Origin of the sequence: Pantoea deleyi (assembly GCF_022647325.1) — a bacterium.
Classification (GTDB): domain Bacteria; phylum Pseudomonadota; class Gammaproteobacteria; order Enterobacterales; family Enterobacteriaceae; genus Pantoea; species Pantoea deleyi.
This window is the reverse complement of record NZ_CP071405.1, coordinates 3,916,248-3,928,657: the sequence shown is the minus strand read 5'-3', so window position 1 is coordinate 3,928,657 and position 12,410 is coordinate 3,916,248. Positions and strand designations below refer to the sequence as shown.

General features: G+C 62.3%; 9 protein-coding genes. 6 read left to right on the top strand and 3 right to left on the bottom strand.

Features of this window, described 5'->3' with window-relative positions:
• Positions 1-5 precede the first annotated feature (5 nt).
• From J1C59_RS18390 to J1C59_RS18380, 3 genes are read left to right on the top strand one after another with little or no spacing between them, the layout of a single operon-like run.
• Positions 6-3,809 carry a cellulose biosynthesis protein BcsC gene (locus J1C59_RS18390; RefSeq protein ID WP_140917351.1) on the top strand — a complete coding sequence of 1,268 codons (3,804 nt, stop codon included), beginning with the start codon at positions 6-8 and terminating at the stop codon, positions 3,807-3,809.
• Positions 3,809-4,252: a cellulose biosynthesis protein BcsD gene (gene bcsD / locus J1C59_RS18385; protein ID WP_128086872.1), complete on the top strand. Its 444-nt coding sequence runs from the start codon at positions 3,809-3,811 to the stop codon at positions 4,250-4,252. Before J1C59_RS18390 ends, bcsD begins: the two co-directional genes overlap by 1 nt.
• Before the next feature lie 8 nt (positions 4,253-4,260).
• The gene (locus J1C59_RS18380) at positions 4,261-5,268 is read left to right on the top strand and encodes a family 8 glycosyl hydrolase (RefSeq protein WP_128086873.1); all 1,008 of its coding nucleotides are present in this window, start codon (positions 4,261-4,263) and stop codon (positions 5,266-5,268) included.
• Positions 5,269-5,315: 47 nt separating this feature from the next.
• On the opposite strand, the gene bcsG is transcribed toward J1C59_RS18380, so the two are convergent.
• From bcsG to bcsE, 3 genes are read right to left on the bottom strand one after another with little or no spacing between them, the layout of a single operon-like run.
• Positions 5,316-6,977 (bottom strand): cellulose biosynthesis protein BcsG, encoded by a 1,662-nt coding sequence (gene bcsG, locus J1C59_RS18375; RefSeq protein ID WP_140917352.1) that lies wholly within the window; start codon positions 6,975-6,977, stop codon positions 5,316-5,318.
• Complete coding sequence (gene bcsF / locus J1C59_RS18370; RefSeq protein ID WP_128086887.1) at positions 6,967-7,164, bottom strand: cellulose biosynthesis protein BcsF; 198 nt, start codon at positions 7,162-7,164, stop codon at positions 6,967-6,969. The genes bcsG and bcsF overlap by 11 nt, the downstream gene beginning before the upstream one ends.
• Complete coding sequence (gene bcsE, locus J1C59_RS18365; protein ID WP_140917353.1) at positions 7,161-8,699, bottom strand: cellulose biosynthesis protein BcsE; 1,539 nt, start codon at positions 8,697-8,699, stop codon at positions 7,161-7,163. Before bcsE ends, bcsF begins: the two co-directional genes overlap by 4 nt.
• A gap of 193 nt (positions 8,700-8,892) precedes the next feature.
• Here bcsE and bcsR point away from each other — a divergent pair, with 193 nt between their 5' ends.
• From bcsR to bcsA, 3 genes are read left to right on the top strand one after another with little or no spacing between them, the layout of a single operon-like run.
• Positions 8,893-9,090 (top strand): cellulose biosynthesis protein BcsR, encoded by a 198-nt coding sequence (gene bcsR / locus J1C59_RS18360; RefSeq protein WP_128086886.1) that lies wholly within the window; start codon positions 8,893-8,895, stop codon positions 9,088-9,090.
• Positions 9,090-9,809 (top strand): cellulose biosynthesis protein BcsQ, encoded by a 720-nt coding sequence (gene bcsQ, locus J1C59_RS18355; protein ID WP_140917354.1) that lies wholly within the window; start codon positions 9,090-9,092, stop codon positions 9,807-9,809. The genes bcsR and bcsQ overlap by 1 nt, the downstream gene beginning before the upstream one ends.
• Positions 9,806-12,388: a UDP-forming cellulose synthase catalytic subunit gene (bcsA, locus tag J1C59_RS18350; RefSeq protein WP_140917355.1), complete on the top strand. Its 2,583-nt coding sequence runs from the start codon at positions 9,806-9,808 to the stop codon at positions 12,386-12,388. Before bcsQ ends, bcsA begins: the two co-directional genes overlap by 4 nt.
• Positions 12,389-12,410: the final 22 nt, after the last annotated feature.

The window sequence follows — 12,410 nt, the reverse complement described above, 5'->3', positions numbered from 1 at the left end:
TAACAATGAAAAAAAATCTGTTGAGTGCCGGTATCCGTCATGCGCTGCTGCTGGGCAGTACGCTGGCCCTGTCGCAGCCGCTGCTGGCGGCGGAGAGCACCAACCCGGCGTTGCAGGCGCTGTTTGACCAGGCCTCCTACTGGCATCAGAAAGCGCACGACGACCTGGCGAAGGCCTCGCTGCAGAAAGTGCTGATGGTGGAGCCGGGCAACACCCAGGCGCTCTACCTGCTGGCGCTCTACTCACAGCAGGGCGGCGACAATGCCGCGGCGGCGCAGTATCGCGCCCGTCTGAGCCAGGTTTCTCCCAACGATCCGCATCTGAGCGAGCTGGATAACGCGCGTCAGCTGCAGACCATTCCGCAGGCGCAGCTTTCGCTGGCCCGTCAGCAGGCGCGCAGCGGCAACATCCCGGCGGCGTTGCAGACCTGGCGCAACACCTTCAGCGGCAATGAGCCGCCCGCCAGCGTCGCGGCGGAATATTATCTGACCATGGCGGGCGACCGCACGCTGCTGCCGCAGGCGGTTGAGGCGCTGCGCCAGTTTGCCGCTCAGCATCCGCAGGATACCGGCGCGCAGCTGGCGCTGGGTAAGGCGCTGACCTATCAGGAGTCGACCCGCCGCCAGGGCATTGAGGTGCTGAGTTCGCTGGCGAGCGGCAATCAGGATGCCGACCGCTCGCTGCGGCAGGCGCTGCTGTGGCTCGGCCCGCAGCCGTCCGATGCGGCGCTCTACCAGACCTGGCAGCAGCGTCACCCGCAGGATTCCGCCGTCATCGACTACTACCGTAAAAACGTCGGCGGCGCAGAGAAAGGCGCGGGCTTCAGCGCGCTGAACAGCGGTGATGTCGGCGGAGCGCAGGCCAGTTTTGAAAAAGTGCTGGGGGCCAACCCTCAGGATGCGGATGCCCTGGCGGGCATGGGCTATGTGGCTCAGCGCGCCGGACGCTATCAGGAGGCGGCGGACTATCTGCAGCGTGCGGCTCAGCTCGGCGGCGAGCAGGGGGCATCGCGTCAGCTGCAGGCTGACGACGCCCGCTTCTATGCGCGGCTGGCCAGTGCCCAGCAGGCGCTAAAGAGCGGCGACAGCGCCCAGGCGCTGGCGTTAAGCGAACCGCTGATTCAGGCGGAAGGCGAAAAGGGGCTGGCCGCCAGGCTGTTCCGCGCTGACGTGCTGCGTCGCACGAATCAGCCTGAGCAGGCGGAGCAGCTCTATCGCACCATTCTGCAAAGCGATGCGGATAACCGCAGCGCGAAAGAGGGGCTGTTCTACGTGCTGCGCCAGCAGAACCGCACGGCAGAGGCCAATAGCCTGCTGGGCGCCCTGCCGGAAAGCGTCCGTCAGAGCGTCACGCCGCGCGCCAGTGAAGCCGATGCGCTGCGTCAGCAGGCGAAGCGTCAGCTGGCGGCCGGTAACAGCGCGGCGGCGATCACGACGCTGCAGCAGGGGGTTCAGCGCTATCCCACCGATGGCTGGCTGCGGCTCGATCTGGCGCGACTCTACCGTCAGCAGGGCGACACGCTGCTGGCGGCCAACGTGATGCAGCCGGTAATGCGCAGCGGAGCCAGCACCAGCGAACTCTATGCGGGCGCGCTCAACGCCAGTGAAAGCGGCGGCTGGCAGCAGGCCAGCGCGCTGCTGGCGCGGATCCCCGCGCCGTCGCAGACGGCGGCGATGCGCGAACTGGCGCAGCGGGTGAATTTCAATCTGCAGATGAGCACCGCCGATCAATATCTGGCGCAGGGCGCCACGGCAGCGGCGGCCAATACCCTGAAAGCGCTGACGACCACCCCCCCGGCCAACCCGGTGGATGCCGGTAATCTGGCGCAGAAACTGGCGCAGGCCGGCGATCTCACCCTCGCCGTCTCGGTAGTACGCACCAACCTGCAGCGTGGCGTGCAGGGCAACGCGGGTGACTATGCTGCGCAGATGGCGGTGCTGAATCAGGCCGGACTCGGCAGCGAGGCGCAGCGCTTCCTCAGCAATCCGGAACTGCAGGCGCGCAGTACGCCGACGCAGCTGGCGGGTATCCGCAACGGCTATCTGATTAATGAGGTGGATCGCCTGCGGCAGCAGCGGCAGTACGCGGCGGCCTACGACAAACTGATCGGTGCGCTGCAGCAGGATCCACAGAACCGTGACCTGATGTTCGCCATGGCGCGACTCTATCAGGACGGCAAAATGAACCGCGACGCAGGCGTGGTGTATGACTACCTGATGACGCAGGATACGCCGACCCAGGATGCGCGCGTCGGCGCCATTAACGTCGCGCTGGCGCAGAACAATGTGCCACGCGCCAATGCGCTGACCCGTGGCCTGAACAGCACGACCCGATCGCCGGATCGCCTGCTGCTGCTGGCGCGGGTGGCGGAAGCCAACGGCGAGCATTCGCAGGCGATGGCCTATCTGCGTTCAGCTCGCGGACAGCTGATTGGCCTGCAGGGTGCGCAGCCCGGCAGCGTGCCGACGGTTGGCGGACTGGCGCTGGCGGATAATCCGTTTATCAACCGTAACACCTCGCCGGTGGGACGTTCACCTTCGGCGTACGGCACCGTCCTGCCGTGGCAGGCGGCACCGGCGGAGGCTGCGCCTGAGGGTGAACCGGCCGCAGGCGGCGAACTTGTCGCGCAGCGTTCGCAGATCCTGCACGATGTTGACACCATGATGGACGCGCTGCAGGAGAAAACCGCCACCTGGAGTCAGGGCATGGTGCAGGTGCGCGGGCGCGATGGCGAATCGGGCCTGAGCAAGCTCACGGAAGCCAAAGCTCCGCTGACCTTCTCGACCGTGCCGTTTGAAAAGTCCCGTCTGGACTTCACCGCCACGCCGGTCTCCCTTACGGCCGGCAGCGGCGCGGCGGATGCCTGGCGTCGTTTCGGCACCAATGCGCTGAGTCAGGGCAGAGTGGTGGCCGCAGGCGGTGCGACGGTGAATGACCTGCCGAACGCCACCACCGATTCGCAGACGGCCTCTGGCGTCGAGCTGAATCTGGCGCTGAAGGGCGACAGCTACAAGGTGGATCTCGGCAGTACGCCGCTGGGCCAGGATCTCAGCACCCTGGTGGGCGGCGTGCAGTGGTCACCGAAACTCACCGACTTCCTGACGCTGATCCTGACCGGTGAGCGCCGCGCGATTACCGACAGCCTGCTCTCTTATGTCGGCGCAGAGGATAAAACCAGCGGCAAACGCTGGGGCCGCGTGACCAAAAACGGGGCGAACGCGCTGCTGAGTTACGACAATGGCGATGCCGGGTTCTATGCCGGTGCAGGCGCTTACAGCTACCTGGGTGAGAATGTCGCCAGCAACAATAACCTGCAGGCGACGGCCGGGGCCTATGTCCGTCCGTTCCATACCGATGACCGCGAGCTGAAAGTGGGGATGAGCCTGTCGTGGATGGACTTCTCAAAAAACCTCAGCTACTTCAGCTACGGACAGGGGGGCTACTTCAGCCCGCAGAACTACGCGTCGGTTTCATTCCCGATAGAGTTCTCCCGCAAGTTTGACGATCTGAAAGTGAATATCGGCGGGTCCGCCGGTTATCAGTCCTACAGTCAGGATAAGAGCGCGTATTTCCCGGCCGATGCCCGCCTGCAGTCGGAGCTGGAATCCCTTGCCGCCAGCGGCAGCGTGAAAGACGCCTACTATTCCGGCGGCAGCAAAAACGGCATCGGCTATAACCTGCACGCCGGGGCGGACTACAAACTCAACAAAGATGTGACGATTGGCGGCCAGCTGGGCTATGACACTTTTGGTGACTACAACGAAAGCAGCGCGCAGCTCTATGTCCGCTATCTGTTCGGAGAGAAGTAATGAGTGAACATGCAGGGGTATCGCACCCTTATCAGCCGGGCTGGTTTGACCTGGTCAGTGTGCTGATCGACGGGATGATCGCCAACGCCGGTCAGCAGGAGGCGGAAGCCTTTCTCTATCAGATGGGAGAATCGCTGGCGACCCGCTATCCTTTGCCACAGGCGCGCACCGTGCAGGATCTGGAGCGCGAGTGTAATCTGCAGCTGGCACGGTTTAACTGGGGCTTTGTGCAGTTTCAGCCGGAAGAGACGGCGCTGCGGATTGCGTATCACGCCTTACCGGCGGGCGACAGCCTCCATTCCCCCGCGGACTGGCAGGCGGCCTTTGGGGCGGTGATGGCCGGACTCCTTTCAGGCTGGTTGCAGGGGCAGGGCGGCAGTCACCGGGTACCGGTGACGCCTGAACTCAATGACGGCACGACGCTGCACTATCGATATCAATAGGACGGGACATGAAACGTAAGCCATTCTGGCTGGGCTGGATTTGCTCTGTATTACTGCTGGCCTGCAGCGCACAGGCAGGTGCCAGCGGCTGGGAGACCTTTAAGAGCCGCTTTGTTACTGCGGAAGGGCGGATCATCGATACCGCCAATAACAACGTCAGCCATACCGAAGGGCAGGGCTACGGCATGCTGCTGGCGGTCGCGAATGACGACCGCGCCACCTTTGATCGGCTCTGGCAGTGGACACGCACCCAGCTGCGCAATCCGCAGACCGAGCTGTTCTACTGGCGCTATGTGCCCGGCAGTGACGATCCGGTTGCCGACAAAAATAACGCCGCAGACGGTGACGTGCTGCTGGCCTGGGCGCTGCAGCGTGCCGCCCGGAAATGGCAGGATCCGGCCTATCAACAGGCGTCTGACCGCATCCAGCGCGCTATCATCAAGCTGGATGTGATCCGCTTTGGCGGCCACACCGTGCTGATGCCGGGCGCGCAGGGCTTTAATAAGACCAGCTACGTGGTGCTGAACCCCTCCTATTTCCTGTTTCAGGCCTGGCGGGAGTTTGGCGAACACAGCCATCTTCAGGTCTGGGATGCGCTGATTAATGACGGCTTCGATCTGCTGGGTAAGCTGAGTTTTGGCAAAACCGGGCTGCCGCTGGACTGGGTGGCGCTGAATGCCGATGGCTCGGTGGCTCCGGCGGTCGGCTATTCGAACCGCTTCAGTTATGACGCGATTCGCGTGCCGCTGAACATCTGGTGGTACGATCCGCACAGTCTGGCCCTGGTGCCGTTCCAGCGAGTCTGGCAGGGTTACAGCCGGATGCTGACCCCCGCCTGGTTCGACGTGCTGGCCAATACTCCGGCGCCTTATCATCTGGAGGGCGGACTGCTGGCGGTTCGCGATCTGACCCTGAATGAGACCGGCTATCTCAGCGATCGGCTGGCGCCGGATCAGAACTACTTTTCGGCCAGTCTGCAGTTGCTGACCTGGCAGGCGTTTCAGGAGAAACGCTGATCGCAACGCAGGTCAGGGCTGAGCCGCCCTGACCTGCCGCGGACGGCTTACTCCGGATAGGGCACCCAGTCGCCGCCGTTAAGCCGGATCCACGGCTTACCCTGATACATCATCACCACCGCACCGTCGTTCTCCGACACCACCGGCGTCTGAGGCAGCTTGTCGGCCAGCACCGACATATTCACATTCGGCGCATTAAAGACCTGGCCATCCACCACACGCGACACCAGTTCTGAGATCGCCAGCAGGCTGGTCGGGGCATCAATATTCAGCGGCTGGCCCTGATGAGGCGCCTTCATGCCGACAAACTTAATCCCCACCGGCACATGCGTAATGCCGGGGCTGGGAATATCACGCAGGCCGGACATCTGCATCTTATCGCCCTGCAGGGCTGCGCCATGCTCCGGCACGACCAGCACCATTACCCGACGGCCCGACTTCTCCAGCTGAGTGAGGAAGGTATCGATCTGATCAAACAGCAGCTGCGCCCGCGGCTTCCATGGGGCAGTTTTGGTGCTGCCGGGTTCGCGGGTGCCGTCGTGCAGCGGGATCAGGTTGTAGAAGGTCGCGCTGCGCGCATCGCTGCTCCGGTTACGATCGTCGAGCCAGCGCTGCATCAGCTGACCGTCGTTGAACACCGGCGAGCTGTCGAAGGAGGTCAGTTCCGGCGCAATGCCCGCCTGTGACATCAGCGGAGCCTGAATGTCGCCCGACTCCCGCAGCTCTTTGAGATAGTTACCGAACACGCCGGTGTGGTCCATCATCAGCTGCTCTTTGAAGCCCAGCTTCGCCAGATTGTCGAACAGATAGCAGCGGGCATCGGCCGGTTTGTAGAGATCGCTGTGTGAGGTCTGACCGCAGCTGGCGCGCAGCAGGCGAATCCCCGCCGGGCCGCTGTAGCTGGTGGCCGAGTTATAGTTGGTCAGCATGATGTCAAAGTGCTGCCACAGCGGATGATTGCGCAGCTGGGCCGCCTCCATATCGGACCAGGCGAGGGAACAGATGTTGATGACCAGAATGTCGAACGGCTGTGAATCCGCTGGCAGGCTCTCCGGGAAGTGGGTGACGCGCTTGCGCTCACTCTCATAAAAGCGGCTGAGCCAGGCGGTCAGGCTGGCGCTGGTGGGCGCGGCCGACTGATCGAGTCCCTCCGGCACGGCCGCTGCCGGGGTCGCGGCGGGCGTCTGATTCAGGACGACCTGCGGCGTGGCGGCGCGCGTCGGCAGCAGCGACATCGCCGGGCCGGCAATAGTCAGCACGTTGAGCCAGATCAGCATCAGCGACACCAGCACGGTCAGGCGAATCCAGGGGGAGATAAACAGGTAGAGCACCAGCAGCACAAACAGCGCCCCCAGCATCTGCCAGTTGATAAAGCGGTCGGCCAGGTCGAGCAGATAATCCGCCGAGAAGCCCGCCAGCTGGTCGCCCTGACTGAGAATGCTGTTGATGCCGGGCAGCCAGGTGTCATGCCAGAACAGCCCGAAACCGATCGGGATCGACACCCAGTGGCGCAGGCGATGCAGACGTGCCGACGGCAACGGGAAAAGCAGCCAGGCGAGAAACACCAGGTTGCTCAGGGCGTGAAAATTGAGATAGCCGTACCACAGCAGGGCAAACTTGACTAAAAAGTAGAAATTCCAGCCGCCCAGCCCACGCCAGCGGGACCACAGAAGAGAGGCGTGACCCGCAGCGGGTTGATCATTTTTCATTAATGTTTGCATCCGTTTTTGAAGATTGACGCTGCCAGTGCCCTTCAGACTTCAGCGCACGTGCAGGTAACAGACGATTCAGCAGGCCGTTCCAGCGACGCGGCAGCCACCGCTGCCACACCGGCTTCAGAATCAGCACGATCGCTATCGCCAGCAGGGCAATCTGTACCCAGTCCATCAGGTTCATCGGGATTCTTTCTCCGGCAGTAAAGTAATGGGCTGCGGTGTTGCCCGTTCAGGCGTGTCTGCGTGCCGGGGGAGGGCGTCGCGCACCGGCGCGGCCACCACAGCCGCCGCCTGCATCGCCACCGGTCGCATTTTTTTGATGTTGCCGATCTCGGCCTGAATCTGGTTGTCCTCAAACCAGATAATCCGGTTGGCAAACAGCTCGTCGTGCGGCAGGGAAAAGATAAATTTCAGGGCCTTATCCAGGTCGTTATAGCGACAGGAGGAGAGAAACAGGATGACCCGATCCTCCAGCACCGTGACCAGATCGCCAAAGCGACGCGGTTTGCAGAGCGTGAGGATCTGCTGCGGGCTGAGCTGCGGCACCGGGCGCAGGGCGACCAGCAGGCCCTTGTCATTTTCCGGCAGCAGCGGATTACTGATCAGCTGGCCGACCGCCTGACAGAACGCCTCAAGAGGCAGATAGCCCTTTTCGTGCAGCGGCTGCAGTGAGGCGATCAGACCTTCCAGACTGGCGGGAACCAGGCGGCTGAACCGCTGCCCCTGCATCCCTTCCAGCAGGGTCAGAAACTGCGACATCGCGGCCGTGGTGGGTACGATACTGTTCACGCCGCAGGCCTGCAGCAGCCGCTCATCACTGTAACGCAGGCTGACGCCCATCTCCCGCACCACGATCTTCAGCCCGTTACCGCGTGCGCGGCGCAGGCTGTGCACCATTTTTGCCAGTTCGCGGATCTGCTCGCTGTGCGTCAGGCTGAAAATAACGGTGGCAGCATTGGCCTGCTGCGCGCCTTCCCAGACCTGCTGATTATCCTCAAACAGCTGCCACTGACGTGAAAGCGGCGGTGCGCCCTCCAGCACGCTCTTATCGGCCAGATAAAGCTGTTCATCATTCAGACTCAGCGGTTCCTGCGTTTCTTTTAACGCAAAGAAATGATCATCTTCACAGCCCAGGCGCAGGGTGCGATCGGCCAGCAGCCGTTCACCGGCATACCACCAGCTTATTTGATATTGCCAGCCGCCCTGCTGAAAGGTTAAATAAGCCAGCCCGTCCATCTGGCGGAAATAACGCTGCAGATTATTACTCTGATTAAATTGCGTGATACCGGCTGTGACAATGAGAAGCGTCATCTTCCTTTTATGCAGCAGCCTGCGCATACGCGTTATCCAGCCGCTTAATTCTGCCTCATTTAATTTATTCCACTGCGAGGCAGGGCTGCTAAAGATCACCAGTCCATTTTTACTGCCGAGCGTGCGGGCGAAATCGCGCTCCAGCTGCAGCAGGCTTTTTTTATTTTCGGGCAATGAATAGAGCGGGATGCGGTCGGGGCCACCAGCGGGGTCGGGCGTCAGCAGCGCCCGTGGCGGCTGACCGGCGCTGATGAGCGTCACGGTGTGCTGATGCGAAATAACCTGCCGGATAAAGGTGTGGGCATCCTGCGGACGTGTGCAGCTCACCCAGTAACAGCCGGGATTTTGTAATGTGCTCACTTCAGGCTGAACCTGTGGCAGCCCCAACGAAAAAGAATTTTTCATATTGAATTCGTTATTTTTCCAGCCCGGGCTAGTTTATTATAGACAGCATAGGTTGTAACCTGACTAATTAAAAATAACTGACGCTCGACCATTTACCCCTTTCCGGCCATCGTACGCATTCTGGAAAGCACTTTCCAGATTACGGGTAAATGTTACTGTCCGGATGCCGACATTTTATTGGTGGCGAGAAATAATGAAAAACCAAGACGTTTATACGGTGGTCTCCGCTCAGCGTGAGCCTCAGGATGATATCAGTGCGCTGCGCGACGCCTTTTCTCTGCATGCGTTTCGTTATGTCGATATTGCGCGCGAAGAGCGGCTGAAAGAGATCGTGGCCCGCTGGCCACTCTTATCGGAAACCCTGTCTGCGCTGCCGGGGCAACCTCGCTGATGCCGCAGATTGCGCTTCAGGGCCTCCGGGGCGGCGTCGGCACCACCTCGCTCTGCGCGGCTCTCGGCTGGGCGCTGACCGCGCTGGGTGAGCGGGTCCTGCTGATTGATGGCTCGCCGGTGAGTCAGCTGGGCGCGCATTTTAATCTGCCGATCCAGGCGACGCAGGGCTGGATGCAGGCGCTGTGTGAGGGCGGTGACTGGCAGCAGTGTGCGCAGCGCTATCCGCAGGGCCCCGATCTGCTGCCTTACGGCCAGCTCTCCGCCTCTGTTCAGGCGCAGGATGCGGCTGTCGCCGCGCCGCTGCTCGAAGCGCTTCCGGCGCTGCGCGGGCGCTACGGCTGGATTCTTTTCGATCTGCCTGCCGACAGCGCGCCGTGGCACGAAAAACTGCTGCCGCGGCTGGATGGCCTGCTCTGCGTCACCACGCCAGACGCCAACTGCCACCTGCGCCTGAGCCAGCGATCCTTTCCTGCGATGACCCGGTTTCTGATCAATCAGTTTAATGCCAACAGCCGCCTGCAGCAGGATCTGCATCAGCTCTGGATGGCGTCGCTGAATCCGCTGATCCCCCTGCTGATCCACCGCGACGAGGCGCTGGCAGAAGCCCTGATGATGAAGCAGCCGGTGGGCGAATACCGGCCACATGCGCTGGTCAGCGAAGAGATCACCACCCTGGCGAACTGGCTGCTGCTGCATCTGAAAGGGGATCGTGCGTGAATCCGCTACGCTGGCTGCTGACCGCCCCGGCCTGGCAGGGGGCAGAGCGGCGCTACGCCGACGCACGTCGTCATGGCGCCTCCCGTTTCGCCAGCGCGTTTAACCTGTTCTGGTACGGGCTGGTGGTGACGCTGTTCCGCGTCGAAACCCCCGGCTGGCAGCGCCTTCTCCGGCAGCGCCGCCGCCTCTATCCGCATATTTCGCCGGAGCGCCCCCGGCCGCTCGATTGCCTGCGCTATCTGATTCAGACCCTGTGGCTGGTGATTGTCCTGCCGATGGAGGATCCCCGCCGCCGGGCGAACGGTTTCGCTGCGCTGATTCGCTGGCGGCAGCAGGTCTACCGCTGGCTGGAGCGGCGCGCACGACGGGCCGGGTCGAACCCGCTCGGTGCACGCGCCGAACGGCGGCTGAAGCGCCTGCCGCCGCTGCTGCGTTATGCCCTGTTTACCGTCGTGGGGCTGGTCGCCTCGCTGCTGGCGCTGCTCTGTATCAGTCAGCCCTTCGATCTGACGACGCAGTTTATCTTTGTGCTGCTGCTCTGGGCGCTGGCGATGGGGGTACGGCGGGTGCCCGGTCGTCTGGCTACCATGATGCTGATTGTGCTGTCGCTGACCGTCTCCTGTCGTTATCTCTGGTGGCGCTATACCTCGACGCTGAACTGGGATGACCCGGTGAGCCTGGTGCTGGGTCTGCTGCTGATCGCCGCCGAAACGTACGCCTGGGTGGTGCTGGTGCTGGGCTATTTTCAGACGCTGTGGCCGCTTAACCGGCAGCCGGTGTCGATGCCAGATGACCGCGCGACGTGGCCGTCGGTGGATCTGCTGGTGCCCACCTATAACGAACCGCTGAGCGTGGTCAGGCCGACGCTCTACGCCGCGCTGGGGGTCGACTGGCCGAAAGATCGCCTGAACATCTATCTGCTGGATGACGGCAGGCGGCCGGAGTTTCGCGAGTTCGCCGCCAGCATTGGTGTTCACTATGTGGTGCGACCGGACAATGCACACGCCAAGGCGGGCAACATCAATCACGCGCTGAAAACGCACTGCCGTAGCGACTTCGTGGCGATCTTTGACTGCGACCATGTGCCGACGCGCGCCTTTCTGCAGATGACGATGGGCTGGTTTATCCGCGATCCCCGGCTGGCGATGCTGCAGACGCCGCATCACTTTTTCTCACCCGATCCGTTTGAGCGCAACCTGGGGCGTTTCCGTCGTACGCCGAATGAGGGATCGCTGTTCTACGGGCTGGTTCAGGATGGCAACGACACCTGGGATGCCACCTTTTTCTGCGGTTCCTGCGCCATTCTGCGCCGCGACGCGCTGGAGAAGATTGGCGGTATCGCGGTCGAAACCGTAACGGAGGATGCGCACACCTCGCTGCGCCTGCATCGCCTCGGCTATACCTCCGCCTATATCCGCATTCCCCAGGCGGCCGGACTGGCGACAGAGAGCCTCTCCGCCCATATCGGCCAGCGTATCCGCTGGGCGCGCGGCATGGTGCAGATTTTCCGTCTCGATAACCCGCTGTTCGGCAAAGGGCTGAAGTGGGTGCAGCGCCTCTGTTACGCCAACGCGATGCTCCATTTTCTCTCCGGGATCCCGCGGCTGGTGTTCCTGCTGGCGCCGCTGGCGTTTCTGCTCTGCCATGCCTACATCATCTATGCGCCCGCGCTGGCGATCGCCGTCTATGTACTGCCGCATATGCTGCACACCAGCCTGACCAACTCGCGCATCCAGGGACGCTGGCGACACTCGTTCTGGAGCGAAGTCTACGAGACCGTGCTGGCGTGGTATATCGCCCTGCCGACGACCGTCGCGCTGATCAATCCGCACAAGGGCAAGTTCAACGTGACCGCCAAAGGCGGACTGGTTGAGAAGCGGCATCTGGACTGGGTGATCACCCGCCCTTACATGATGCTGGTGCTGCTCAATCTGGCGGGCGTGGTGATGGCCTTCTGGCGGCTGCAGCACGGGCCGGCAAACGAGGTGTTAACGGTGTGGGTCAGCCTGGTCTGGGTGATCTACAACATGGTGATTCTGGGAGGCGCGGTGGCGGTGTCGGTGGAAGCCCGGCAGATCCGTGAAGCACACCGGGTAGAGATTGCGATGCCGGCGGCGATTTCGCGTGAAAACGGCCACATGCTGCCCTGTACGCTGCGTGACTATTCGGATGGCGGGGTCGGTCTGGAGCTGCGCGAGCCGGATGCGCTGCAGGAGGATGAGAAGGTCTGGCTGCTGCTGCGTCGCGGGCAGCAGGAGTTCAGTTTCCCCTGCAGGGTGCAGCGCGTCTTTGGCCTGCGGGCGGGTGTGCGTCTTGACGCCCTGACCACCCGCCAGCACATCGATTTTATTCAGTGCACCTTCGCCCGCGCCGATACCTGGGCGCTGTGGCAGGACGGTTTTCCTGAGGATAAACCGGTGCAGAGCCTGGCCGATATTACGATCCTCGGCTTTAAAGGGTATCTGCGCCTGGCGGAATATGGTCCGCCGCAGTTACGTCGGTTGTTTAACCTGCTTACCGCTGGGGTAAGCTGGCTGGCTTCGCTGTTGCCGCAGGGCATCGGTCGCGCGCCTGCTTAAAATTCTGCATTGAGTTGATGAT

What these genes read in the sequence shown, in the direction of transcription:
- J1C59_RS18390 (WP_140917351.1), top strand. Translation starts at nt 6, where the DNA reads ATGAAAAAAAATCTGTTGAGTGCCGGTATCCGTCATGCGCTGCTGCTG.
- bcsD (WP_128086872.1), top strand. Translation starts at nt 3,809, where the DNA reads ATGAGTGAACATGCAGGGGTATCGCACCCTTATCAGCCGGGCTGGTTT.
- J1C59_RS18380 (WP_128086873.1), top strand. Translation starts at nt 4,261, where the DNA reads ATGAAACGTAAGCCATTCTGGCTGGGCTGGATTTGCTCTGTATTACTG.
- bcsG (WP_140917352.1), bottom strand. Translation starts at nt 6,977, where the DNA reads ATGAAAAATGATCAACCCGCTGCGGGTCACGCCTCTCTTCTGTGGTCC.
- bcsF (WP_128086887.1), bottom strand. Translation starts at nt 7,164, where the DNA reads ATGAACCTGATGGACTGGGTACAGATTGCCCTGCTGGCGATAGCGATC.
- bcsE (WP_140917353.1), bottom strand. Translation starts at nt 8,699, where the DNA reads ATGAAAAATTCTTTTTCGTTGGGGCTGCCACAGGTTCAGCCTGAAGTG.
- bcsR (WP_128086886.1), top strand. Translation starts at nt 8,893, where the DNA reads ATGAAAAACCAAGACGTTTATACGGTGGTCTCCGCTCAGCGTGAGCCT.
- bcsQ (WP_140917354.1), top strand. Translation starts at nt 9,090, where the DNA reads ATGCCGCAGATTGCGCTTCAGGGCCTCCGGGGCGGCGTCGGCACCACC.